We start from the raw sequence: 24,349 nt of genomic DNA, 5'->3' as shown, positions 1-24,349 counted from the left end.
ATTTGATAAAGATGTACGTTATTTCTGTTTCACCACCGGATAGTCGCCGGCCAAGAGCTCCTGCACAAACGCAGAACCATTGCCACTGTGCGTTATCCATACTTTCTCTTTCGCACGAGTCATCGCGACGTAAAACAGGCGACGCTCTTCTGCATAAGGGAAGCGATCATCAGACTGGGTCAGTGCGCCGTCGAGATGTAAACTTTTCACTCTGGCCGGGAACTGTCCCTCATCGACCGCCAACACAATCACATAGTCGGCCTCTTTGCCTTTACTGGCGTGGCAAGTCATAAACTCAATGCGCAGCGACAGGTAATGGTTTTGCCAGTCACGTAATAATTCTGGTTTGTGGTAGTGATTGCGGCCAAGCAGCAGGACCGTTTTCATGCCGCTCGCTTGGCGGTTAAGTTGATCGAGCACTTTTTCGACGTGATTGCTTGGCGCTACATACACCGCTTTCTGTTTTTGGGTTTTGAAGCTGTTGAGCTCTTTCGGCAACTGGCTGGGGTTTTCCTGCACAAACCGGTTGGCAACGCTGCCAATTTGGTCATTAAATCGATATGTTGTATCGAGATGATGGATCGTCGAATGTGGGAAACGCGCAGAAAACCCCGTCGTCAGATTGACATCAGAACCGGCAAACTGATAAATCGACTGCCAGTCATCACCAACGGCGAACAAGTTGGTAGCATCCGGTTTCTGCTCACAAAGAGACTGAATCAGTTCTAAACGCTGCGGCGAAATATCCTGATACTCATCAATCATGATGAACTTCCACGGACTATTGAACTTGCCTTTTCGGACGTAATCCGTTGCGCGGCTGATCATGATATTGAAATCGATCTGATTGCTCTCTTTCAGCATTTGCTGCCAGGCCTGATAACAAGGCCAGGTCAGCGACAGTTCGCTGTTCAGCCGTGCGTAATCGGGATATTCAACCAACCGTTGCAATATCTCTTTCTTACCGATACTGAGCTGCGCCAACTGATCCAACTGTTTTTCCAGCCACGCAATCAGTTTCGGGTTTTCGACATGGCTGCCCAGTTCATCGTCGCCAGCCAGATAAGCAATCGGCCATTTCGCCAGATGCTTCTGCCAGCGTTTGAAGTTGGTTGGCGTCATCCAGTGGCGTTTGAGCCAATCGATGCACCACGCCTTTTTGAGCTTATCGTCCAGTGCAATCGGGGAAATCACCACGCTTTGCTCTTCCACCTGATTAAGAATATACAGTCCCAATTGATGGAAAGTGTTAACGCGTGCCTTTTCAGCCGCCAAGCCAATCTTATCGCTCAGGCGCTGCTCCATTTCTTTTGCAGCATCGCGGCCAAACGCCACCAACAAAATGTCTTCCGCATTGGCCAGATGGCTTTGCAGCAAATACGCAACCCTTGCCGTCAATACGCTGGTTTTTCCTGAGCCGGCGCCAGCCAACACCAAGTTGTGATCGTCATTGAGCAATACAGCTTGTTGCTGCGACACATTGAGCGGTGACGATTCCAGTTTGGAGAACAGCACTTCCCAGTTCAGCCGCTCGTTTTCAATCCAGCGGTGGTTACGCTCTAAAAGCGATTCACTGGTATCAAGCAGCCAGGGCGAGAGATGTTCAATATGCTCCGGCAGGCGTTTGTGCGCCTCTTCGAGAGTCATGCCCATGGTTGCAAGATCGTCAAAAACAGACGTCACCCAATTGTCGACCAAAGAATGTGGGAGAAATGACGGTAAACGCTGCAAATGAATCAGTTCATTTTGCCATTTCGGTAAGTAGTGACTGAGCTGCTCGCATTGACGGTTATGCCATTGCTGATAAATAGCAACCAGCTTATGCGCAAACTGGCGACATTCCGGCCAAGGTAATCCCTGTACCAACCAAGAGCGTTGCACACCGAGTTCTTCGTGGGCGTAGAATTGAAGCGCGCCCCAAACGAGCCCGCGATGAATTTTAATCTGCCCATTCCAGACGTTAAACGGAATACGTTCTTCACTGAGGTGCGACGAGAGCACAACCAGCTCATCTTCAAGCTCAACTTGATGATATTCGTTAGATATAAAAAATTGTGCAGTCTTTTTCGCACTTAGCTGCATTGATTATCACTCGCCGATTTCGTTGCGGACAATAATAACCTAAACGACCATTGCTATGAAAAATTAATGTCAATTGTTTGATTAGACAACAACCACAACCTGCGATTAAACAAGATGTTAAACCTGATTTTCTGAAGGAATCAGGATAGAAAAAAGCCCACCAATGGGTGGGCTTTGTCTATCAGTTATTATCTTGCTTGATAATATCGTGCAGCAGATTCGTTATCTGTGTACCTGAAGAGCTATCACTGATGCCAAATTCGGTCGCGCCATTATTCAATACAATCGATTGAGTATAGTTATTGCCTTCAATTTTAAGCTCAAGCTCAGTTCCGTCGACTTTTACCTCAATGTGTGACAACAGATCTTCCATCGAACTGTAAGGCGTCTCGTCCAGCATCTGTGACAAGTCAATTTTATCGCCAGAATGGAAGTCAGTAATCACGTCCATATGGGTCTTAAATTGATCTTCAGCTTTGGCAGCACCTTCACCACCGAAGACAAACAGATCATCACCATCACCACCCGTCAGAATGTCGTTGCCATATCCGCCGATGAGAATGTCATTCCCCGCACCACCGTTTAGTGTGTCATCACCACCTTGGCCATAGAGGATATCATTACCATCGCCGCCATTTAGGATATCGTCACCACCACGACTATCACCGGCGACGTTAAACAGTTCATGGTTGTCTTTGATGAACTCATAGATATCAATCTGAGACGGTGTAGAACCATCACGCAACTCAAGGAACGTCACCAGAGCGTCATAACCCGCACCATCGGCTAAGTCGGAAGGTTTATCTGGGTTACCATCTTGCCCCCATGGTAACTCGTCAGTATTAATTGAGTCGCCAAACAGGATATCGTTACCTTCGTTACCGTTGACCGTATCGTTGCCCATCTCCGCAATATCAGTGATGGTTTTACCACCTTGCAGAGCAGCCTGAAGATCCTCGGCTGAATTTACAATTTGGACTTCGCCAGCTTGAGCATATGTATACGATGTGACATCGATATCATCAATTCGCGCCCACGCATAGCTACTTCCCCCTCCAGCGTTAGTACCTCTGTCGCCGTCAAAAGAGAACTCGAAATAATAACCATCACTAGACAAGTCTTTAATGGAAACGGTGCCGTCACCAGTTAACACTCCAGAGGAAATCAACTGATTCGAATCATTAAATAACTTCCAGCTAAATGTTCCATAGGCCAACTCAACATCAAAGTCGATGTCTGAACTACTTCCAGATAAATATTTAACATCCGATCGATACACAACAGGTTCCGAATTATCGTTGTAGTATGAATCTGGGTCTGTCATTACCAACTTACTTTGACTTCTATAGACGTTACCACTTCCATCATCACTAAGCTGTACCCCTTCAATCGAATTATTGAACCTAAATAAATGATATGAAGAATCTAAGTCCTTAACGCGGCTTAGTCCGGTTGTGTCCGTATTATCAAAGAACTTCAAAGTATCTTGCGAAATATTATCACCAATGCCGATTGCCATGACTGTCGACTTGCTACTCAACTCTGCGAATTCATCCAAAGCGCTTTGTAGGGTACTGCTATTAGGCTCACCATCGGTCAGGAAGAAAGTCAGATTCTGGCCGTCATTGCTTAAGCTATCGAACCAATCATTCGCAGCTTTCATCGCAACATAATAATCAGTACCGCCATCCGCATTGAGTTGAGTCGTAATCTGATTGATGAGGTCAGTGTAGCCCTGTGTGTCCGGTTGCAAGTCACTGACTTCAAAAGACACATCAATATAGTAATCAAAACCAATAAGCTTAAGGTTGATTGTTCCGTCGTGTTGACTGATCTGTTCAACCAGATTCACCAACGCTTCTTTAACGACATCTACACGTGATTTGCTGTAATACCCACCATCGATCGAGTCATCCATACTGCCCGATGTATCGATGACCAGCGCTATGTTGTAATCCACACCAGACTGAACGCTGACAACATAACCGCCAATATCGCCCATCAGGACATCGTCGCCTTTGCCACCATTTACAGTGTTATCACCGTTAGGTGCGCTATCCGGCAGGCCAACGGTACCAATGTCTGTTGAAGCATATTTAGGCAGATCCGCAGCTTGGCCGTTGCTATCGACTTCCTGAGCACCAACCGTAACTGAAAGATCTGGAGAAGTACCCGCTGGAGCCTCTACGACTAGCGTGACTTTACCATCAGAATCCAATGCGCTTGCCGGAATACTCCAGCGGCCGTTACCAAGGTCCTCACCAATAGACAACGTCACGCCATCAGGCACACCGGATACAATAACCTCCGTGATCACTTCGCTGCCATCAGCATCGTTAAGATCAACATCGATGTTCAATTCAAGAAAATCAGTGACTTTAGTCAGAGTACCATCATGAATTTCGTACTTGCCATCATTGAGGTACAAAGTTTCGATGCTGTAAAAATCGTGATACGCATCGTTCCCTTTATACTTAAAGGTAAAATCTGCCTGTGGTGCTAGCGGGTTGTCGCCTTGGGCAATAAAGACAAGATCCGACAATGAAGCATTCAAATAAGCCGTATCGTTTCCTTCACCGCCATAGTATGTTGTTGTGGCTTCTATCGAAGTAGAAATCAACACATCATCACCACTGCCATGCTCGTCACCGTACATCACTAAGTTAGTAACGTTGCCACCAATCAAAATATCCGAACCTTCATGACCGAAAATCTGTTGGGTTGAGTCGTCTCCAATCAGGATATCGTTGCCTGATGTACCAGTCGTTCCCGCATCTGGGTTATTCGCGATAATGCTTTCAATGTAATCGGACACGTAATGGTCACTATTGCTGAGCGACGCAGTTACCGATAGACCATCGGAAATAGGCGCAACGTGGACAGTTACGGTAGCAGTATCCGTCAACCCATCACTATCCTTAACGGTATAAGTAAACGTGGCGTCGCCATCGAAACCTGGCGCAGGCTTAAAGCTAATAGAGCCATCATCATTCAATGTCACAGTGCCCGTCGATGGAGAATCGACCGACGTGATTTCCAATGTGTCACCGTCAGGGTCAGAATCGTTTGCCAACAAGACTGAAGGATCGATAGTCAGACTTCCGTCTTGAACCATACATAACTCATCGCCCAACACCGGCGCATCAAGCAGTGGAGAGAAGCCACCGACCAAAGCGCCATCTTCATACTGTCCAATCGCAACATCCAGAACAGCATTGCCACCTTGATCCCAGTACACAATTTCAACGTTATGGTAACCATCAGAACTCAATGTAAAAGTGTCATGAACACGCTCAGTCGTAGACTGAATGCCGTCGTACTGAGCAACCACTTGACCATCGACTTTAATAAAGTAACCGTCGTCCGCATTCACTTTCAGTGAATAAGTCCCTGCAGCCAAGTAAACCGCACCAGTGAGCAACATCACGCCATCTGTGGTGTTGCTCGGTACGGCCCCCTTCATCGAGCTCGCGTCAGAACCTAAGAAATCTTGCAGCTGCGAATTGGACGTTAACCCACCATTCTGATTCCCGTTGCTTAACTGGTAATCAATGTTAGACACATCAAACGTCACGTCCGGTTGATTTTTAGCGATAAGAGCCAAAGCATCTGCAACCGAATCCATATTACCCAAACCACCAGTCCGCTCGTCGTACGCATAATATTTGCCCGAGAAGCAGTGGTTACTGGTTGATGTATCGTCTTGGGCTATAGGTGCGTCTGCCGCACCATTGATGGTGATCGTGATGGTTTGTGTATCTTTGCCATCCTCCGTCGCAACCGTGTAGGTTTCCACGATTGTCTCGCCTGCGTTCAGACCTTGGACAGTGGCATTGTTGTTATCCACTGTGTACGTCCAGTTGCCTTCCGCATCGATGGTCAACGTACCCAGTTGAGCTCCGCCTTCCACTGTGCTGCTTGTGAACGTTGGCGTGGTGTTGAACGCGCCGTCGCCATCCGCATCGGTCACGGTCAAGCTGCCTGATGTGGTCAGATTGCCATCCGTCACATTCTCGTCTTCGGTCACGCTCTCTGCCGCGCTGTCGCCAGAGCCCACGGTGATGGCTGAGTCGTCTGCCGCACCATTGATGGTGATCGTGATGGTTTGTGTATCTTTGCCATCCTCCGTCGCAACCGTGTAGGTTTCCACGATTGTCTCGCCTGCGTTCAGACCTTGGACAGTGGCATTGTTGTTATCCACTGTGTACGTCCAGTTGCCTTCCGCATCGATGGTCAACGTACCCAGTTGAGCTCCGCCTTCCACTGTGCTGCTTGTGAACGTTGGCGTGGTGTTGAACGCGCCGTCGCCATCCGCATCGGTCACGGTCAAGCTGCCTGATGTGGTCAGATTGCCATCCGTCACATTCTCGTCTTCGGTCACGCTCTCTGCCGCGCTGTCGCCAGAGCCCACGGTGATGGCTGAGTCGTCTGCCGCACCTGTTGTGAGAACGAAAACAGCTTTCCGAATTTTAAGAATTTGCTTGGCGACCATAGCGTTTTGGACCCACCTGATTCCATTCCGAACTCAGAAGTGAAACGAAACAGCGTCGATGGTAGTGTGGGGTTTCCCCATGTGAGAGTAGAACATCGCCAGGCTTTAAATTTTAAGAGCCCGTTGTCAGACGGGCTTTTTTAGTCCACGGACAAAAGATTTCGTGTGCTGATATGGCTCAGTCGGTAGAGCGCATCCTTGGTAAGGATGAGGTCCCCAGTTCGATTCTGGGTATCAGCACCATTTATTCGATACGCGACACGCGGTCAAAAAATTTGTTTGGCGACCATAGCACTTTGGACCCACCTGATTCCATTCCGAACTCAGAAGTGAAACGAAGTAGCGCCGATGGTAGTGTGGGGTTTCCCCATGTGAGAGTAGGACATCGCCAGGCTCTATTCTAAAGCCCTGACTGAAAAGTCAGGGCTTTCTCGTTTTCAGCTAATAACGTTATCACACACTATTCTATCCAAGTAAAAAGCCTCGATTGTATCGAGGCTTTTTACTATTTGTTCTTCTGGTCATTGAGTTGCCAGTTATACTCGTATTTCAACTTGCCTTGATAATCTGCAAGTTCGGGGCGGTAGGTGGCTAAATGCTGTATCAGTGCTTGTTGGGAGCCAAAGTCTTCGCTAAACCAGTCGTAAATGGAAGAAATGACCCACTGATTTCCCTCTTTGTGTGCGCCTTTCGTGCTATTGATAAACGTGCGTGCCGCTCGCTCCAATAATCGTTCACGGTTCTCTGCTGTAAAAGCCTCTCCTTGCAAGTTGGGACAACCTAAGCTGGCACAGTTCACCGCATAATGGGTCCGAGGGTCACGCCAAATCGGGCGTAAAATGCGATGCTCGATATCATTTAATGTTACCGCCTGACCTTGAATCGTAAGCAGCTCTTCATCCCAAGGGCCAAAGCTTAACCAGCTACCTAATTTGGTGATGGAAGATACCGGGTAATTCGCCATGATCAACTGCACCGTTGTTGCATTATACAGATTGACCCAATAGGCATACTGCTGAGGCTTCGTTAACGTGCGAGGGTCAATATTGCTAAGATATTCGATGTAGTGATTGAGAGACTGCTGATCCTCATTGCTCACGGCAGAATAACGGAACAAGCTGTATTCACCTTGTGTGACTAAGTAGCGGTCAAGTATTTGCTGCCAGGCTTGATGTGAAATGGATACCGATTGAGTTACTGAGCTGCTGTTCCAAAGAGGCCAAAGTTCAGCTTTAGGTGCAGCCCAACTTGTGGCAGATAAGGTTGATAACAGAATGGCGATAAGAGGTTTCATAACATTGGACCGGTTTAGTATCGTGCTGATAAGACCCGATGATGTTGGACTTTCTTTCAGGGATAAAAAAGGGCTGCGAAGCAGCCCGTATGGTTATTTCAGAAAGCTTGGGATTTTCGCTTCATATTCGGCAATTTTGCTCTCATGTTGCAGAGTTAGACCGATGTTGTCCAAGCCATTCAGTAAGCAGTGACGACGAAACTCGTCAATCTCAAATGAATAACTTTTTCCATTTGCGGATACTGTCATTGACTCTAAGTCGACAGTAATTTCTGCACCTTCGTTGGCCTCAACATAAGTAAACAGTTCATCTACCTCTTGTTCGGTCAGACGAACAGGCACCATTTGGTTGTTAATGGAGTTACCATAGAAGATGTCCGCAAAGCTTGGCGCGATCATGACACGAATGCCGTAATCAGCCAGCGCCCAAGGAGCATGTTCACGCGACGAACCACAACCGAAGTTTTCACGCGCCAGCAGAATGCTAGCCCCTTGATAACGCGGTTTATTCATCACGAAATCCGGATTTGGCTGTTGACCCGCATCATCAAGGAAGCGCCAGTCGTGGAATAGGTGCTTACCAAAACCGATACGGTTTACTTTCTGCAGAAATTGCTTTGGAATGATAGCATCCGTATCGACGTTTGCCGCATCCAGAGGAACCACTAAGCCTGTATGTTGTTGAAAACCTGCCATTGAATATTTCCTCTGTCCTTAGTTAATTTCACGAATATCGACGAAGTGGCCTGCAATTGCGGCGGCCGCGGCCATCGCCGGGCTGACGAGGTGAGTACGACCATCGCGACCCTGACGACCTTCGAAGTTACGGTTTGACGTTGATGCGCAGCGTTCTCCTGGACCTAAGCGGTCATTGTTCATCGCCAGACACATCGAACAACCCGGCAGACGCCATTCAAAACCTGCTTCGATAAAGATCTTATCCAGGCCTTCAGCTTCCGCCTGAGCTTTAACTTGCTCTGAACCTGGGACGATCAGAGCCTGAACGTGACCTGCCACTTTCTTGCCTTTCGCTACGGCAGCTGCGGCACGCATGTCTTCAATGCGCGAGTTGGTACAAGAACCGACAAACACCTTGTCTACCTTGTAGTCAGCCAGCATTTTACCCGCCTCTAAGCCCATGTAGGCCAGCGCTTTTTCAGCCGAAGCGCGCTCAACCGGATCACTGAATGAGGCTGGAGATGGAATCGGTTGATCGACCGCGATAACCTGACCTGGGTTCGTGCCCCAAGTGATTTGCGGTTTGATGTCGGCAGCATTGAGTGTTACCACAGCATCAAACTGTGCATCTTCATCAGTCTTAAAGGTTTGCCAGTATTCCACTGCCGCATCCCAATCTGCGCCAGTCGGCGCGAACTTGCGACCTTTGATGTAGTTGAAGGTGGTGTCATCCGGCGCAATTAAGCCCGCTTTGGCGCCGAGTTCGATCGCCATGTTACACACGGTCATGCGGCCTTCCATGGACAGGTCGCGAATCGCTTCGCCGCAGAATTCAACGACGTAACCTGTACCGCCTGCTGCAGTGGTCTTGCCAATGATCGCAAGCACGATGTCTTTCGCGGTAATGCCCGGTGCCACTTTACCCTGAACGTCGATTTTCATGGTTTTGGCGCGGGCTTGCTTCAATGTTTGTGTCGCCAGTACGTGTTCTACTTCTGATGTACCGATACCAAACGCCAATGAGCCAAACGCGCCGTGTGTCGCGGTGTGTGAGTCACCACATACGATGGTCATTGCTGGCAGAGTAATGCCTAACTCTGGTCCCATGACATGGACGATGCCCTGATATTTGTGGTTGATGTCATACAGAGTTACACCGAACTCTTCACAGTTTTTCGACAGCGTTTCCATCTGGATGCGAGCCATTTCACCAGAGGCATTGATGTCTTTGGTGGTGGTTGACACGTTATGGTCCATGGTGGCGAATGTTTTACCGACCTGACGCACTTGACGCCCTTTTTCACGCAGGCCATCAAATGCTTGCGGAGAAGTCACTTCGTGCACTAAGTGACGATCGATGTACAAAATTGGGTTCTCGCCCTGCGCCGCAACGACAACGTGCGCATCATAGATTTTTTCGTATAAGGTTTTTGCTTGTGACATTGCTTCTTCCTTGAGCTCAAAGAGCTAAATGGAGCCGGAGCGTCGCCGGCTCTGCGAATTATGCGTTCTGAATGTAGGCGGCGATGATATCGCCCATTTCACTGGTCGACAGTGCTGGCTTGTTGCCCGCCAGGTCCGCCGTTAGCTGACCGGCTGACAACGCTTTGCCTACTGCGGTTTCAATCGCTTGAGCCGCTTCTTCTTCACCCAGACTGTAACGTAGCATCAGCGCGGCTGACAGGATCTGCGCAACCGGGTTAGCGATGTTCTTACCCGCGATATCCGGTGCGCTGCCGCCTGCTGGTTCATACAGGCCGAATTTGCTTTCGTTCATACTTGCCGAAGGCAGCATGCCCATCGAGCCTGTGATCATGGCGCATTCATCAGAAATAATGTCACCAAAGATGTTGGAGCACAGCATCACATCAAACTGCGCAGGATCTTTAATCAGCTGCATGGTCGCGTTGTCGATGTACATGTGTGATAGCTCGACATCCGAGTAATCTTTGGCAATCTCGCTGACCACTTCACGCCACAGAATAGAGCTTTGCAGCACGTTGGCTTTATCGATAGAGCAAACTTTTTTACGACGCAGACGTGCAGATTCAAACGCAATCTTGGCAATACGCTCAATCTCAAAGCGGTGGTACACCTCGGTGTCGAACGCTTTCTCATTGGCGCCTTCGCCTTCACGACCTTTTGGTTGGCCGAAGTAGATGCCACCGGTTAACTCGCGAACCACAACAATGTCAAAGCCGCGGTCAGAGATGTCAGCACGCAATGGTGAAAATGCTTCCAAGCCTTTGTGGATTTGCGCCGGGCGCAAGTTGCAGAACAGTTGGAAATGCTTACGCAGAGGCAACAGTGCACCACGCTCAGGCTGATCATTGGGTGGCAGATGTTCCCATTTCGGACCGCCAACTGAACCGAACAGAACCGCGTCAGAATCTTCACAAGCTTGCAGCGTGCTTTCTGGGAGTGGGCAACCGTGATTGTCAATCGCGATACCGCCGACATCATGTTCTTCACGCACGAAAGCTAACTGAAATTTCTGTTCGATAGCGTCCAGCACTTTGTGTGCCTGCTGCATTACTTCTGGGCCGATGCCATCACCCGGAAGTACGGCAATCTTGTAAGTTTTGTCTGTCATGCGAATCCTTTACTTATTTAATCGTTATTCGTTCAAAGTTGTGTTTGTGATAACGGCGGCATTACACCGACGCTACTTTCTTTTTCTGTTTGATTTCGGCGATTTGGTCTGCGCGATGAATGCTGTTGATGACATGCAGCAGCGCCTGACCAGAGGCTTCAACGATATCGGTAGATACACCGGTACCGTGATATTTACGGCCTTTGTAGTTAGCAATAATGTCAGCCTGGCCCAATCCATCTTCGCCTTCCCCTTTCGCAGTCAGGTCGAATTTATCCAGTACGATATCGTAACCAGTGATGCGGTAAATACACTGATATAGAGCATCGACCGGGCCATTACCGACGGCCGCTTCACACTTCTCATCATCGCCACATTGCAGCTTAATTGAGGTGGTCGCCATTACACTACCAGATTGCACGCTCAAGTAGTTCAATTTATAGAAATCATCTTCTTCACGCAGATTGGAGAAGTGCATCAACGCTTCCAAATCGTAGTCAAACACCTGGCCTTTACGGTCGGCTAGTTTCAAGAAGTCTTCGTACAGGGCGTCCAGGTTATATTCGTTTTCGTTGTAACCCATGGATTCCATGTGGCTCTTCACCGCTGCGCGGCCGCTGCGACTGGTTAGGTTCAACGCTTGGTTTTTCAGGCCAATGGACTCTGGAGTCATGATTTCGTAGGTGTTTTTGTTCTTCAGCATGCCGTCCTGGTGGATGCCTGAAGAGTGGCTGAAGGCGTTGGCACCGACGATAGCTTTGTTGCTTTGAATCGGCATATTGCACAATTGGCTAACCAGTTTGCTGGTGCGGCTGATTTCATCGTGTTTGAAGTTGGTGGTCACGCCGAGTAAATCCTGACGCGTTTTGATGATCATCGCGATTTCTTCCAGCGCACAGTTACCCGCACGCTCACCAATACCGTTAATGGTACCTTCAATCTGACGGGCCCCGGCTTGCACGGCGGCGATGGAGTTGGCAACGGACAAGCCTAAGTCATCGTGGCAGTGTACGGAAATCACGGCTTTATCGATGTTAGGTACGCGATTGAACAGTTGCTCAATGATGCCACCAAATTCGCTTGGCAGGGTGTAACCCACGGTATCTGGAATGTTGATGGTGCTGGCACCCGCATTAATGGCAGCTTCAACCATACGACATAGGTTGTCGATGGGAGTACGGCCCGCATCTTCACAGGAGAATTCCACATCGTCAGTGTACTGACGTGCATGTTTCACAGCTTTGACGGCCATCTCGACCACATCGTCGTAAGTGCGGCGTAATTTGTCTTGAACGTGAATGGTGGAAGTAGCAAGGAAGGTGTGAATACGGAAGGCTTCAGCGACTTTTAACGCTTCAGCAGCGGCGTCAATGTCTTTCGCTACGGCTCGCGAAAGTGCACAGATGCGGCTGTTCTTAATATGTTTGGCGATGGTTTGTACGGATTCGAAATCGCCAGGTGATGATACAGGGAAGCCTGCCTCGATCACGTCGACACCCAGACGCTCGAGTGCGAAAGCAATTTGCAGCTTCTCCTTAACGGTTAAGCTGGCTGATAATGCTTGTTCACCATCGCGTAAGGTGGTGTCGAATATAATGACCTGATCGTTCATGTTTGCTTCCTCATTCCGAGAGTTAATCGTTTACTTCCTGGATTTAGTTATAAAAAAACCCGCATCATGTGCGGGTTTTTGTGTTTCTGTTGTGGTGTCTTTCTTCCACAGCCTACCCGCGCGATTGGTTCACGATAAGGAGCAGGCTCAGGAGTAGAGAAAAACGAGTTGTCATTAGTAACAATCCACAATTTAAGTTAACAAATTAGTACCGCACTCGCTGAGTGACGTCAACCCTAAAGTTGATTTTTTATTCATGCTCAAGAGCTTTTGGTTTCAAGGCTCTGAAAATTAGCATTTTCTGCTAAGTCGGCGGATTTTTATCCTGATGCTATTCAGTCACAAAAGATACTTCTATAATTCATCGATTGATGAATAGGCGGAATCAAAAATGAGTACAAGGAAAGCGGGGCGTCCTCAACAACCCACGGATGTGCGTGAATTGCTGTTGCGGCACGCCAAAGAGCTGTTCACCGTGATGGATTACGACAAAGTGTCGACCCGGTTGATTGCCCAAAAAGCGCAAGTCGATATTGGCATGATTCGCTACTACTTTGGTAGCAAAGGAGGATTGTTTGAAACCATGTTGCGTGAAACGCTGGCTCCTATGAAAGAGCAGATCGATCATCTACTGGCAGACAGCAATCACAAGAACTTGACTGAAGTGATGCGGACCTACTATCGCGAGATGATTAAGGTGCCACATTTCCCGCGCTTGATCATGCAGGTGATGCAGATGCCGCCATCGGAACTGCAGCGACAGTTGATCGAAAAAGTGATTCTGGATGTGACTAAACCTGTTCAGGATATGATGTTCCAGAAATTGATTCAGCGTGGCGTGGTTCGTCCCGATGTAGATCCTCAGCTTTGCAGGGTCTCTTATATCAGCTTGATGGTGTTTCCGTTTATCGCCCCGCGGGCTTTGCTGGCCGTGCATGGTATTGAACTCAATGAGGAGTTTCTGGATCGTTTGATTGAACACAACATTCGATTAATGGAGCAGGGCTTTCTAATCGTGGATTAGCATCCGCATTGATTGTCATCCATTTACAAACAAAGCATCACGGATTTGTCATCTCCTCCTCTTATCTTGTGCCTAGATAGGAGACTCAACAGGGAGAGGAGGTGCTTATGCGTGCCATCGAGCCTATCGCTAAGCTGGACTTAGCCTTTTCAATTTTCTGCTTACAGCACAAATTCAATCAACCTATTGCCCGCGTAAGCAAAGCGGTCTCGCACACCGGCGATGGTCATCTTTATGCTTTGTTTGGCGCTCTGGCATGGTGGCTGGATGGTCAACACGGCGAGTATTTTCTGTTGGCTGGCTTGCTCGCCTTTGCGATCGAACTGCCAATCTATTGGGGGCTGAAAAACAGTTTTCAGCGCCGCCGCCCACAAGAGCTCTCACCACTGCTGACGGCTTTTATTACGCCGTCTGATCGCTACAGTTTACCTTCAGGGCACACCGCTGCGGCTTTTGTAATGGCAACACTCATCGGACAGTTTTACCCGGAAATTTACGGACTTGCACTGATGTGGGCGGTGTTAATTGGCAGTGCGCGTATTCTGCTTGGGGTTCATTTTCTTACTGATGTGATTATTGGTGCCATGTTGGGAACGGGATGTGCCACGCTCTCATTAACACTGCTGGAGTATATGGCTTGAAAATATTGTATGGCGTACAAGGTACAGGTAATGGCCACATCACGCGCGCGCGCGCGATGTGTGAAGCATTTTCACAGCGCGATGCAAACGTTGATTTTCTTTTTTCAGGTCGTGAGCAGAACAAGTATTTTTCGATGGAATGTTTTGGCCGTTACCAAACTCGCCGCGGATTGACGTTCTCGACTCATCAGGGGCAAGTTAATTACGTCAAAACGGCTTTTAACAACAGCCCGATGCAGTTAATGCGAGAAATTAAGCAGCTTGATTTGTCTGCTTACGATTTGATTATTAACGACTTTGAACCCGTCTCAGCCTGGGCTGCCAAGCGTCAGGGCATTCCTTGTATTGGCATCAGTCACCAGAACGCATTCCGCTATCCGGTACCGCTCAAAGGAGCGAATTGGCTGGACAAGCTTATCATGCAACGCTTTGCGCCTGCCGATTATCATCTGGGGTTGCATTGGTATCACTTTGACCAGCCAATCCTGCCACCGATTGTGCATACGGCCGGGCTTTCCACCATCAGTCAGGATTACATTCTGGTCTATTTGCCGTTTGAGCAGATTGACCATGTGTGTGAGTTACTGTTTCGTTTTGTGAATCAACATTTTGTTTTCTATCACCCGAATGTGATGGAAGAAGAGGTGATTGAGAATGTTGAATTACGTCCACTATGCCACAGCAAATTTCACCAGCATCTGCAGCATTGTGCTGGTGTGATTGCCAATGGCGGATTCGAATTGCCTTCTGAGGCGCTGTCGCTGGGCAAAAAGCTGCTACTGAAACCGCTGAATGGCCAGTTTGAACAACAAAGTAATGTCGCGACCTTAGATATTTTGGGGCTCGCTTCGGTGATGGATTTTCTTGACGCTTCTGCGGTGAGTAAGTGGTTGGATGAAAAGCAGGCTGAACGCGTGGTCTATCCGAATGTCGCCAATGCGATCGCCGACTGGGTATTGCAGGGACGCTGGCATGATCATTCTGAACTTTGTCATTCACTGTGGCAGCAAGTCGACTTCCCGAGTTACGTTTCCATTAATTAATGACGCTGTAGATTGCAAAAATGCTAACTTATAGCGAGCGTGAATATTAGTTGTTGCGCATAAGTTCAATCATTAATCTCGTCAATGTTTTATAAAAAAGCCATTGATATCGATTTTTATGTTTTTTTATAAAAAGCTAATATTTTGAAAAATATTGGCTTTTTTTCTAATTGGGTAAAATAAACTGAGATTTTATCAATCTTATTGCTATTCGATAAATGAATGGTTGATAGTAACGGCCAGCCCGGAAACATCTGGGGAATAAATACTACAAATAGCGGTTATCTATTCGCCAACCCAAATTCATTGTGTCACTGATCATCCAGCGACATAGATCAGAATAACAATAAGAGGCGTGCCTAATGTTAGACAAAAAAGATCCGATGAGCGCGATTGCGAGCTATCGAATGGAAAGCACTCTACGTGGTGTGGACCTCAACCTGTTGACGGTTTTCGATGCCGTAATGCAAGAGCAGAATATTACTCGTGCCGCGCACAATCTCGGAATGTCACAACCTGCAGTCAGTAACGCGGTTGCTCGTCTGAAAGTGATGTTCAATGATGAACTCTTTATGCGCCAGGGACGTGGTATTCAGCCAACCCAACGAGCTCGTCAGCTTTTCGGTCCGATTCGTCAGGCACTGCAACTGATCCGTAATGAACTGCCAAGTTCCGTGTTCTCTCCGGAGACATCGACCCGCTTGTTTAAACTGGCAATTTGCAGCCCATGTGATATCCGTTTTGCACCTAAAATCATGTCCAGCATCTATGAGCAGGCGCCAAGTGTGCAGCTCCATCTGGATGCGGAATTTGATCGCAAACTGGCTGAGCGCATGCGCTACCAGGAAATTGACTTTGTGATTGATTATGCTCGCTTTGACGAGCAGGGTTTTTCCAGCACTGAAATCTTCCAGGATGAGCTGGTGGTAGTGGCTGCAAAATCTCACCCTCGCATGCAGGGTGCAGTCACTCGTGAAGCGCTGGCCAACGAGCAACACGCTAAACTGTCAAAAATTCATGGTCAACGCAGCTTCTCTGAACAGGCGTATCGTGATTTGGATTGCCAGCCAAGCTATGAAGGCACCAGCCTGAGCAACGTACTCTACGTGGTCGGTCAGTCTGAACTGGTGACGATTGCGCCGCGTTGGATGGTAGAAAATGCCGCCAATAAAGATCAGCTCCAAGTTCTGGAATTCCCGTTTGATAATGGCAGCATCAGTGGTTATCTGAGTTGGCACGAATCAAGCGAAAAAGACAAAGGACACATTTGGTTACGAGATCAATTGATGATGATTTGCGGAGAAGTGGTTGCGTTGAAATAACGCCAAACGCCTCTTTATTTAGCCTTAGGTTAGGAAGCCCTGATCTAAGGCTTTTTTATTGGCTGTAAGCCAAGGTTTAGTTGATAACTTTGACATCCGTCAGTTGCCTTTTTTAAGGCTGAATGTACACTTGTGCGCTCAAAAGAGCTTACAGGTGTAAGCTATAGGTAAATAAGATGGCCAATTTAGATTTTCATATCGTAAAACGCATTCGGGAGCAGGTTGCTTCTGGCGGTAGTCGTATCGCGTTGAAACATAAAATGGACAACGAATGGCAGGGCATCAGCTGGACTCAGTTTGGCGATGAGATGGATGCAATGTCGATGGCGTTACTGACATTCGGAATGGATGTTCAGGACAAGATCGGGATTTTTTCCAACAATATGCCTCAATGGACGATCGCCGATTTTGCAGCGTTGCAGATCCGGGCGGTAACCGTGCCGATTTACCCGACCAATACTGCCGAACAGGCTGCTTACATTCTGCAGGATGCGGATGTCAAAGTGTTGTTTGTTGGTGAACAGCCGCAGTTTGATGCTGCCGTCGCCATGTTTGAACAATGTGGTCAACTCCAGCTGATCGTGGCGATGAGTGATGCGATTGAGCTTGGCGACTTTGAATTTGCCATGAGCTGGAAAGCGTTTGTTGCTTTGGGCGAGAGTACATCGCGCGGGTTGCTTGATGAACGTCTGGATCAGGCCAGCGATGATGATCTGTTTACACTGATTTATACCTCGGGGACTACAGGTAAACCTAAAGGCGTGATGCTCGATTACCGCAATGTCGGCGCGCAGCTTGAAGGACATGATCAGCGCCTGAACCTGAGCCGTGATGACGTGTCGCTGTGTTTCCTGCCGCTGTCACATGTGTTTGAGCGCGCTTGGACCTGCTACGTGCTGTATAAAGGTGCAACCAACTGCTATTTGCAGGACGTAGGGCAGGTGCGTGATGCGCTGAGTCAGGTTCGTCCGACGGTGATGTGTGCAGTTCCGCGATTCTATGAAAAAATCTTCTCGGCGATTCATGAAAAAGTCGCCCGCGCGCCGCTGCATCGTAAAGTCATGTTCACCTGGTCGGTCAACATGGGCGCGAAGATGGCGTTGTGTCATCAGGAAAAACGCACGCCATCCTGGCTACTGAAAAAGAGCCATCAGTTGGCAGACAAACTGGTGCTGAGTAAACTGCGCGCGTTATTAGGTGGACGCATTAACTTTATGCCTTGTGGCGGTGCGAAGCTGGACGAAACCATTGGCCGCTTTTTCCACGCCATCGGTATTAACGTCAAGCTGGGCTACGGTATGACCGAAACCACCGCGACTGTCTCCTGCTGGGACGACCAATGTTTTGACCCGGACTCAATCGGCATGGCTATGCCGGGTGCTCAGGTGAAAATTGGTGAGAACAATGAAATTTTGGTTCGTGGTCCGATGGTGATGCGTGGCTACTACAAGATGCCGGAAGAAACGGCACTGTCATTTGATGACCATGGCTTCCTGAAAACGGGCGACGCCGGACATATTGACGAGCAGGGTAATCTGTTTATTACTGACCGTATCAAAGAGCTGATGAAAACGTCAGGTGGTAAATACATTGCACCGCAAGTGATCGAAGGCGCGATTGGTAAGGATCATTTCATCGAGCAGATTGCTGTCATTGCTGACACGCGCAAGTTTGTGTCCGCGTTGATCGTGCCATGTTTTGATACTTTGGAAGAGTACGCCAAAGAGCTGAACATCAAATATCATGATCGTCTGGAGCTGATCAAACACAGCCAGATCATCGAGATGTTTGAAAAGCGGGTGAACGAGTTACAACATGGCTTAGCTAAGTTTGAGCAAGTTAAACGCTTCAAGTTGCTGCCAAAAGCCTTTTCGATGGATGACGGTGAACTGACACCAACGCAAAAACTGCGTAGAAAAGTCATTAATGACCGTTATCAGGATGAAATCGAAGAAATGTACCAAGATAAGCCAAAAGACAAACGTTCTTAGCTTTGTTTCCGCTTTATACTGAGCCTTTACATCCCCGTCAGGTTTTCCTTGCGGGGATGTTTATTTTTACGCAGTGAGAAAATCCATCGCTCTTACCTATTTTCTGTGGTTTTTATTTGGCTCCAACAAAATATTCCACTTTTTTTAATCCACTTAATTGCTCTCTGGTCTGAATCTCGCGTCAGATTTGGAATTGAATACTTAATATCCGTTTTTTTGCCATATCTTGTTAAAAATGCGCCATTTTCACCGTTAGACCTGATGAAAAGAAAGCGTTACAGTTGTTGCGTTACCTTAGTGCTTGTTATGACAAGTACGGGACATAGCCGAAAGCGGAGAGTTTTCGAATTAGGCTACGAATAAGCCCTAACTATGTATAACCAGATCCTTTTACTGACCTTGTGATTGGCACTGGTAAGGAGAAAATATGGCAATGTTATCCGGCGCAGAGATGGTGGTTCAGTCTCTGATCGAAGAAGGCGTAGAACAAATTTTTGGATACCCTGGCGGTTCCGTTCTTGATATCTACGACGCCCTCCACGAAAAAACCGACAAAATCAAACACGTTCTCGTTCGTCATGAACAAGCCGCAACTCATATGGCCGATGGCTACGCACGTGCAACTGGTAAGCCGGGTGTGGTGTTAGTCTGTTCAGGCCCGGGAGCGACCAATACCGTTACTGGTATTGCCACTGCTTATATGGATTCCATTCCGATGATCGTTATCTCTGGTAACGTTGCGACCAATCTGATTGGTAACGATGCATTCCAGGAATGTGACATTGTCGGCGTATCGCGTCCGATCGTAAAACACAGCTTTTTGGTGAAAAAAGCGGAAGATATTCCTGAAACGATCAAAAAAGCCTTTTATATCGCCTCGACTGGCCGTCCCGGGCCGGTGGTGATCGATCTTCCTAAGGACGTGATGAACCCGCAGATCAAACTGCCGTACCAATACCCTGAATCGATTAAGATGCGTTCTTACAACCCGACCACATCGGGTCATAAAGGACAGATCAAAAAAGCACTGAAAGCGTTGCTGGAAGCGAAGAAGCCAGTGCTGTACATCGGTGGTGGGGCAATCATCTCTGAAGCGCACCAACAAGTGTTCAAGTTGGCAGAATCGTTAAACTTGCCAGTCGTCAGCACTCTGATGGGATTGGGCGCGTTTCCTGGTACGCATAAAAACTTCCTCGGTATGTTGGGTATGCATGGGATGTATGAAGCCAACATGGCGATGCATAACTCTGATCTGATTTTTGGTGTGGGCGTCCGTTTTGACGACCGTACCACCAACAACCTCGAAAAATACTGTCCGAACGCAAAAGTGATGCACATCGATATCGATCCGTCTTCGATTTCGAAAAACGTCAAAGTTGATCTGCCGATCGTAGGTTCGGCAGATCAGGTGCTGGAAACCATGCTCAAGCTGCTGGCCGAACAGGAAGGCAGTAATGACGAGCAGGCGATGGACAGCTGGTGGAGTGAGATTCAGAGCTGGCGCGAGCGTCAGTGCCTGGCTTACGAAACCTCTGCTGAGCGTATTAAACCGCAGCAAGTTATTGAAACCTTACATAAGCTCACCAATGGTGATGCGTATGTGGCGTCAGATGTGGGCCAGCACCAAATGTTTGCCGCGCTGTACTACCCATTTAACAAGCCGCGTCGCTGGATCAACTCGGGTGGCCTTGGCACGATGGGCTTTGGCCTGCCAGCTGGTATGGGCGTGAAGTTTGCGATGCCGGATGAAGAAGTAGTGGTGGTAACAGGGGATGGCAGTATCCAGATGAACATTCAGGAGCTGTCGACCGCACTGCAGTACGATATTCCAGTCAAAATCATCAACCTGAACAACCGTTTCCTGGGGATGGTGAAACAGTGGCAGGATATTATTTATCAGGGCCGTCACTCTAACTCGTACATGAGTTCTGTGCCGGATTTTGCAGCTATCGCAGAAGCTTACGGTCACGTGGGTATTCGAATTTCAACACCGGATGAATTGGAATCTGGCTTGAAGAAAGCGCTGGAGATGAAAGATCGACTGGTGTTTGTGGATATTAACGTTGATGAAACGGAGCACGTCTACCCAATGCAGATAAAAGGCGAGGGTATGGACAAAATGTGGTTGAGCAAAACGGAGAGAACTTAAGATGAGACACATTATTTCGCTATTACTAGAAAACCAGCCGGGTGCTCTGTCTCGTGTTGTCGGTTTGTTCTCGCAGCGTGGTTACAACATCGAGAGTCTGAACGTATCGCCAACTGATGATGAGACGTTATCACGCCTGAACATCACAACCACCTCGGATGAAATGCAGCTGGAGCAAATTCAGAAGCAGCTGCATAAGCTGATTGACGTCCTGAAAGTTCAGGAAGTGTCTGAGTTTGAGCACATTGAGCGTGAACTGATGTTGGTGAAAGTCAAAGCCAGCGGTTTTGCTCGTGCTGAAGTAAAACGTACCGCTGATATTTTCCGTGGTCAGATTGTGGATGTGACAGCCTCGCAATACACCGTGCAGCTTGCCGGTGCCAGTGAAAAACTCGATGCCTTTATTGATGCGATTGCTGAAGTCACCGAAGTGATTGAAGTGGCCCGCAGTGGTGTTGTTGGGATTGCGCGTGGAGAGCGCGCGCTACGTGGTTAATCAGTATTCAATGAAAAAAACCAGCCACTTGGCTGGTTTTTTATTTCTCAATCAAACGGAGCCGAGACTCCGTTTTGCTGCGTTAGTGCAGAATACGCGCTCGAATCGTGCCGTCGATCTCTTTCAGTTTCGCCAATGCTTCTTCTGAACGTTCCGCTTCAACATCCACAACCACGTAGCCAATATCGGCAGACGTTTGCAGGTACTGAGCCGCAATGTTGATACCGTCTTGAGCAAAGATGGTGTTGATTTGGGTCAGAATGCCTGGACGGTTCTCGTGAATATGCAACAGACGAGAAGTGTTGCGGTGTTCTGGCAGAGAAACTTCCGGGAAGTTGACGCTCGACAGCGTTGAACCGTTGTCTGAGTATTTCGCCAGTTTGCCTGCGACTTCAATACCAATGTTCTCTTGCGCTTCCTGCGTTGAGCCGCCCACGTGCGGAGTCAGAATCACGTTGTCGAACTTCATCAGTGGTGATTCAAACGCTTCTTTGTTTGACGCTGGCTCAGTCGGGAATACGTCGATGGCTGCACCGGACAGATGACCCGATTCCATTGCATCGCAAAGCGCTGGGATATCGACCACGGTACCGCGCGCTGCGTTGATGAAGATTGAGCCTGGCTTCATGCGTGCAAATTCTTCTTTGCCCATCATGTTTTTAGTTTCTGGAGTTTCAGGCACGTGTAGAGAAATCACGTCACACTTATTCAGCAGTTCGCTCATGGTGTGAACTTGAGTAGCGTTGCCCAGCGACAGTTTGTTTTCAATGTCGTAGTAGTAAACGTGCATACCCAGGTTTTCAGCAATGATACCCAACTGAGTACCAATGTGACCGTAACCGATGATGCCCAGGCGTTTTCCACGTGCTTCGTAAGAGTTGTCGGCACTCTTTTTCCAGATACCGCGGTGAGCCAGAGCATTTTTCTCCGGAATGCCGCGCAGCAGAAGTAGGATTTCGCCCAGAACCAGCTCGGCTACGCTGCGAGTGTTTGAGAACGGTGCGTTAAACACCGGAATACCACGTTTAGCTGCGGCGCTCAGGTTAACTTGGTTCGTACCGATACAGAAACAGCCGATCGCAACCAGTTTATCTGCAGCGTTGATGACGTTTTCGGTCAGATTAGTGCGCGAGCGGATACCAATGAAGTGAACATCTTTAATGGCTTCGATCAGTTCTGATTCTTCCAGGGAGCCCTTGTGGTATTCAATGTTGCTATAGCCGGCAGCTTGCAGAACTTCTACTGAAGATGGATGAAGTCCTTCAAGGAGTAGGATTTTAATTTTGTCTTTTTCCAGTGAAACTTTGGCCATTATTCTCGTCCTTAAATATGGGAAGGTGGGCTAATGAAGCGAACATAAAGCGAAACGTGCAATAACTGAGCCTTTTATAAGAAAGCAAACGTTTGCATTGTGTATCTTCTACGCAATAAATTAACAAACTTTTTTTGTTTTGGGTAAGAAAATTACGGAATAAGGCATAATTTTCTTAGAGAAAAGAAACAAAAAACGGCACCCTGAGTGCCGTTTGTAATCTAATGACGGAAAAAAGACGCTTTTTCCAATCTTATTCTTCGATTTTCGCCCCTTCAGGGGTGCCGGTGATAACAACGTCAGCACCACGGTGGGCGAACAGACCGTTTGTTACCACGCCTGCAATCGCGTTGATTTTGCTTTCCAGATCTTTTGCATCTGTAATGCGCATGTTGTGCACATCCAGGATGATGTTGCCGTTGTCTGTGACTACGCCTTCACGGTAAACCGGATCGCCGCCCAGTTTGACCAGTTCGCGCGCGACATAAGAACGCGCCATCGGAATCACTTCCACTGGCAGTGGGAAAGCGCCCAATACGTCAACCGCTTTGGTGCCATCGACGATACAAATGAATTTGTCCGCAATCGCTGCCACGATTTTTTCGCGGGTCAGCGCCGCGCCACCACCTTTGATCATTTCACGGTGTGCGTTAATTTCGTCTGCGCCATCCACATACACATCCAGACCAGCGACGTCGTTGCAGTCGAACACTTCAATACCTAAACCTTTCAGTTTTTCCGTTGAAGCAATCGAGCTTGATACAGCCCCTTTGATGTCATCTTTGATCGAACCCAGAGCGTCGATGAAGTGATTCACCGTTGAACCGGTGCCAACACCGACAATGCTGCCTTTCTCTACATATTTCAGTGCAGCCCAACCGGCGGCTTTTTTCATTTCATCTTGAGTCATGCCTATCTCCTGATTTCGATTCTGTGGGGGAACGCGTTTGCGCGGCGCGATTATACCCTCAAACCAACGGGAGATGTACTCTGATAGCGGCATAATCACCTCACTTAATTATGTAGAGATCACGCTTTCCACTGCCAAATTTGGCTGGGGGTGATGATCTTCGGTAGCGGTATATCCCAGGCTTCGGTAGGCAGCTGTTCAACATGCTGACAATCATGTGCCAGTCCCATAGGCTGGGCACCTTCCCCGGTTTTAAACCAATGCGCCAACGTACGATCGTAATAGCCGCCACCCATGCCAAGGCGATGGCCGTGAGAGTCGAATGCAACTAAAGGTGTGCAGATAAGATCGAGCTCTTTAACCGGTTTCACCAGTGTTTGGTCGAGTTTGGGCTCCAGAATACCGAATTTGTTATACGTCATCGGCGTGGAGCTTTGATAGTGAAGAAATAGCAGGTGACCCGCAGAAAAGGGATGTAATACGGGCAGGTAGACGGCTTTGCCTTGCGACCATAACCATTCGATCAGCGGTTGAGTGTCGAGCTCGCCGTCGGTCGACAGGTAAAGAGCAATATGATGACAGGTTTGCATTTCAGGCAGAGCGGCAAAACGGCGGATCAAATCCTGGCTCGCTTGATATTGAATGTCGCTGGACAGCTGATTGCGTTGTTGGCGAACGAGCTTACGCAGCTCATGACGAGAGTATTGCAT

General features: G+C 48.2%; 17 protein-coding genes, 1 tRNA gene and 2 rRNA genes. 10 read left to right on the top strand and 10 right to left on the bottom strand.

Annotated features, from left to right (window positions below; all coding sequences use genetic code 11):
• Positions 1-18: 18 nt before the first annotated feature.
• Both helD and LGV68_RS17425 read right to left on the bottom strand, forming a co-directional pair.
• Positions 19-2,082, bottom strand: coding sequence for a DNA helicase IV (gene helD, locus LGV68_RS17430; protein ID WP_252535732.1), 2,064 nt, complete (start codon positions 2,080-2,082; stop codon positions 19-21).
• Positions 2,083-2,263: 181 nt separating this feature from the next.
• The gene (locus tag LGV68_RS17425; RefSeq protein ID WP_252535730.1) at positions 2,264-6,574 is read right to left on the bottom strand and encodes a VCBS domain-containing protein; all 4,311 of its coding nucleotides are present in this window, start codon (positions 6,572-6,574) and stop codon (positions 2,264-2,266) included.
• Here LGV68_RS17425 and rrf (LGV68_RS17420) point away from each other — a divergent pair.
• The 3 genes from rrf (LGV68_RS17420) to rrf (LGV68_RS17410) all read left to right on the top strand — a co-directional run bounded on the left by rrf (LGV68_RS17420) (position 6,563) and on the right by rrf (LGV68_RS17410) (position 6,968).
• Positions 6,563-6,678 (top strand): 5S ribosomal RNA (gene rrf / locus LGV68_RS17420). The two genes, LGV68_RS17425 and rrf (LGV68_RS17420), sit on opposite strands and share 12 nt — an antisense overlap.
• Positions 6,679-6,741: 63 nt before the next feature.
• A tRNA-Thr gene (locus LGV68_RS17415) sits at positions 6,742-6,817 on the top strand.
• Positions 6,818-6,852: 35 nt separating this feature from the next.
• Positions 6,853-6,968 (top strand): 5S ribosomal RNA (gene rrf / locus LGV68_RS17410).
• A gap of 111 nt (positions 6,969-7,079) precedes the next feature.
• Here the strand turns inward: rrf (LGV68_RS17410) and LGV68_RS17405 are convergent.
• The 5 genes from LGV68_RS17405 to leuA all read right to left on the bottom strand — a co-directional run bounded on the left by LGV68_RS17405 (position 7,080) and on the right by leuA (position 12,751).
• On the bottom strand, positions 7,080-7,868 hold the full coding sequence (locus LGV68_RS17405; RefSeq protein ID WP_143683481.1) for a DUF547 domain-containing protein: 789 nt from the start codon (positions 7,866-7,868) through the stop codon (positions 7,080-7,082).
• Positions 7,869-7,961: 93 nt separating this feature from the next.
• The gene (gene leuD / locus LGV68_RS17400; RefSeq protein ID WP_020332131.1) at positions 7,962-8,564 is read right to left on the bottom strand and encodes a 3-isopropylmalate dehydratase small subunit; all 603 of its coding nucleotides are present in this window, start codon (positions 8,562-8,564) and stop codon (positions 7,962-7,964) included.
• Between the two features lie 18 nt (positions 8,565-8,582).
• Positions 8,583-9,989: a 3-isopropylmalate dehydratase large subunit gene (gene leuC / locus LGV68_RS17395; protein ID WP_020332132.1), complete on the bottom strand. Its 1,407-nt coding sequence runs from the start codon at positions 9,987-9,989 to the stop codon at positions 8,583-8,585.
• Positions 9,990-10,047: 58 nt separating this feature from the next.
• Positions 10,048-11,139 (bottom strand): 3-isopropylmalate dehydrogenase, encoded by a 1,092-nt coding sequence (gene leuB / locus LGV68_RS17390; protein WP_252535728.1) that lies wholly within the window; start codon positions 11,137-11,139, stop codon positions 10,048-10,050.
• A gap of 61 nt (positions 11,140-11,200) precedes the next feature.
• The gene (gene leuA / locus LGV68_RS17385; RefSeq protein WP_020332134.1) at positions 11,201-12,751 is read right to left on the bottom strand and encodes a 2-isopropylmalate synthase; all 1,551 of its coding nucleotides are present in this window, start codon (positions 12,749-12,751) and stop codon (positions 11,201-11,203) included.
• Positions 12,752-13,142: 391 nt separating this feature from the next.
• Between leuA and LGV68_RS17380 the strand changes: the two genes are divergently transcribed.
• The 7 genes from LGV68_RS17380 (at position 13,143) to ilvN (ending at position 21,417) form a co-directional block, all read left to right on the top strand.
• On the top strand, positions 13,143-13,775 hold the full coding sequence (locus tag LGV68_RS17380; RefSeq protein WP_143683482.1) for a TetR/AcrR family transcriptional regulator: 633 nt from the start codon (positions 13,143-13,145) through the stop codon (positions 13,773-13,775).
• A gap of 107 nt (positions 13,776-13,882) precedes the next feature.
• Positions 13,883-14,416 carry a phosphatase PAP2 family protein gene (locus tag LGV68_RS17375; protein WP_024373489.1) on the top strand — a complete coding sequence of 178 codons (534 nt, stop codon included), beginning with the start codon at positions 13,883-13,885 and terminating at the stop codon, positions 14,414-14,416.
• The gene (locus tag LGV68_RS17370; RefSeq protein WP_020432372.1) at positions 14,413-15,459 is read left to right on the top strand and encodes an MJ1255/VC2487 family glycosyltransferase; all 1,047 of its coding nucleotides are present in this window, start codon (positions 14,413-14,415) and stop codon (positions 15,457-15,459) included. Before LGV68_RS17375 ends, LGV68_RS17370 begins: the two co-directional genes overlap by 4 nt.
• Positions 15,460-15,821: 362 nt before the next feature.
• Entirely contained in the window at positions 15,822-16,781 is a 960-nt protein-coding gene (gene leuO / locus LGV68_RS17365) for a transcriptional regulator LeuO (RefSeq protein ID WP_020432370.1), read from the top strand.
• Between the two features lie 176 nt (positions 16,782-16,957).
• The gene (locus LGV68_RS17360) at positions 16,958-18,772 is read left to right on the top strand and encodes a long-chain fatty acid--CoA ligase (protein ID WP_252535727.1); all 1,815 of its coding nucleotides are present in this window, start codon (positions 16,958-16,960) and stop codon (positions 18,770-18,772) included.
• Positions 18,773-19,199: 427 nt separating this feature from the next.
• A complete protein-coding gene (locus tag LGV68_RS17355) occupies positions 19,200-20,921 on the top strand; it encodes an acetolactate synthase 3 large subunit (RefSeq protein WP_032081262.1) in 1,722 nt (573 codons plus the stop codon).
• A 1-nt stretch (position 20,922) separates the two neighbouring features.
• Complete coding sequence (gene ilvN, locus LGV68_RS17350) at positions 20,923-21,417, top strand: acetolactate synthase small subunit (protein ID WP_020332142.1); 495 nt, start codon at positions 20,923-20,925, stop codon at positions 21,415-21,417.
• A gap of 82 nt (positions 21,418-21,499) precedes the next feature.
• Here the strand turns inward: ilvN and serA are convergent, their stop codons facing one another.
• From serA to LGV68_RS17335, 3 genes are all read right to left on the bottom strand, one after another.
• Positions 21,500-22,729, bottom strand: coding sequence for a phosphoglycerate dehydrogenase (serA, locus tag LGV68_RS17345; RefSeq protein ID WP_024373485.1), 1,230 nt, complete (start codon positions 22,727-22,729; stop codon positions 21,500-21,502).
• 253 nt (positions 22,730-22,982) lie between these two features.
• Positions 22,983-23,639: a ribose-5-phosphate isomerase RpiA gene (gene rpiA / locus LGV68_RS17340; RefSeq protein ID WP_020332144.1), complete on the bottom strand. Its 657-nt coding sequence runs from the start codon at positions 23,637-23,639 to the stop codon at positions 22,983-22,985.
• A 119-nt stretch (positions 23,640-23,758) separates the two neighbouring features.
• Positions 23,759-24,349 carry a 5-formyltetrahydrofolate cyclo-ligase gene (locus LGV68_RS17335; protein WP_055452835.1) on the bottom strand — a complete coding sequence of 197 codons (591 nt, stop codon included), beginning with the start codon at positions 24,347-24,349 and terminating at the stop codon, positions 23,759-23,761.

Source organism: Vibrio sp. LQ2 (assembly GCF_023920125.1).
GTDB lineage: Bacteria > Pseudomonadota > Gammaproteobacteria > Enterobacterales > Vibrionaceae > Vibrio > Vibrio fluvialis.
Note: the sequence above shows the minus strand (reverse complement) of the source record. Positions and strands in the feature narration are given on the sequence as shown.

Excerpts from the sequence above, each read along its gene's own strand:
- rpiA (WP_020332144.1), bottom strand. The coding sequence starts at position 23,639 with ATGACTCAAGATGAAATGAAAAAAGCCGCCGGTTGGGCTGCACTGAAA.
- leuB (WP_252535728.1), bottom strand. The coding sequence starts at position 11,139 with ATGACAGACAAAACTTACAAGATTGCCGTACTTCCGGGTGATGGCATC.
- LGV68_RS17375 (WP_024373489.1), top strand. The coding sequence starts at position 13,883 with ATGCGTGCCATCGAGCCTATCGCTAAGCTGGACTTAGCCTTTTCAATT.
- LGV68_RS17405 (WP_143683481.1), bottom strand. The coding sequence starts at position 7,868 with ATGAAACCTCTTATCGCCATTCTGTTATCAACCTTATCTGCCACAAGT.
- leuC (WP_020332132.1), bottom strand. The coding sequence starts at position 9,989 with ATGTCACAAGCAAAAACCTTATACGAAAAAATCTATGATGCGCACGTT.
- leuD (WP_020332131.1), bottom strand. The coding sequence starts at position 8,564 with ATGGCAGGTTTTCAACAACATACAGGCTTAGTGGTTCCTCTGGATGCG.
- leuA (WP_020332134.1), bottom strand. The coding sequence starts at position 12,751 with ATGAACGATCAGGTCATTATATTCGACACCACCTTACGCGATGGTGAA.
- helD (WP_252535732.1), bottom strand. The coding sequence starts at position 2,082 with ATGCAGCTAAGTGCGAAAAAGACTGCACAATTTTTTATATCTAACGAA.
- ilvN (WP_020332142.1), top strand. The coding sequence starts at position 20,923 with ATGAGACACATTATTTCGCTATTACTAGAAAACCAGCCGGGTGCTCTG.
- serA (WP_024373485.1), bottom strand. The coding sequence starts at position 22,729 with ATGGCCAAAGTTTCACTGGAAAAAGACAAAATTAAAATCCTACTCCTT.
- LGV68_RS17360 (WP_252535727.1), top strand. The coding sequence starts at position 16,958 with ATGGCCAATTTAGATTTTCATATCGTAAAACGCATTCGGGAGCAGGTT.
- LGV68_RS17425 (WP_252535730.1), bottom strand. The coding sequence starts at position 6,574 with ATGGTCGCCAAGCAAATTCTTAAAATTCGGAAAGCTGTTTTCGTTCTC.
- LGV68_RS17335 (WP_055452835.1), bottom strand. The coding sequence starts at position 24,349 with ATGCAATACTCTCGTCATGAGCTGCGTAAGCTCGTTCGCCAACAACGC.
- leuO (WP_020432370.1), top strand. The coding sequence starts at position 15,822 with ATGTTAGACAAAAAAGATCCGATGAGCGCGATTGCGAGCTATCGAATG.
- LGV68_RS17355 (WP_032081262.1), top strand. The coding sequence starts at position 19,200 with ATGGCAATGTTATCCGGCGCAGAGATGGTGGTTCAGTCTCTGATCGAA.
- LGV68_RS17380 (WP_143683482.1), top strand. The coding sequence starts at position 13,143 with ATGAGTACAAGGAAAGCGGGGCGTCCTCAACAACCCACGGATGTGCGT.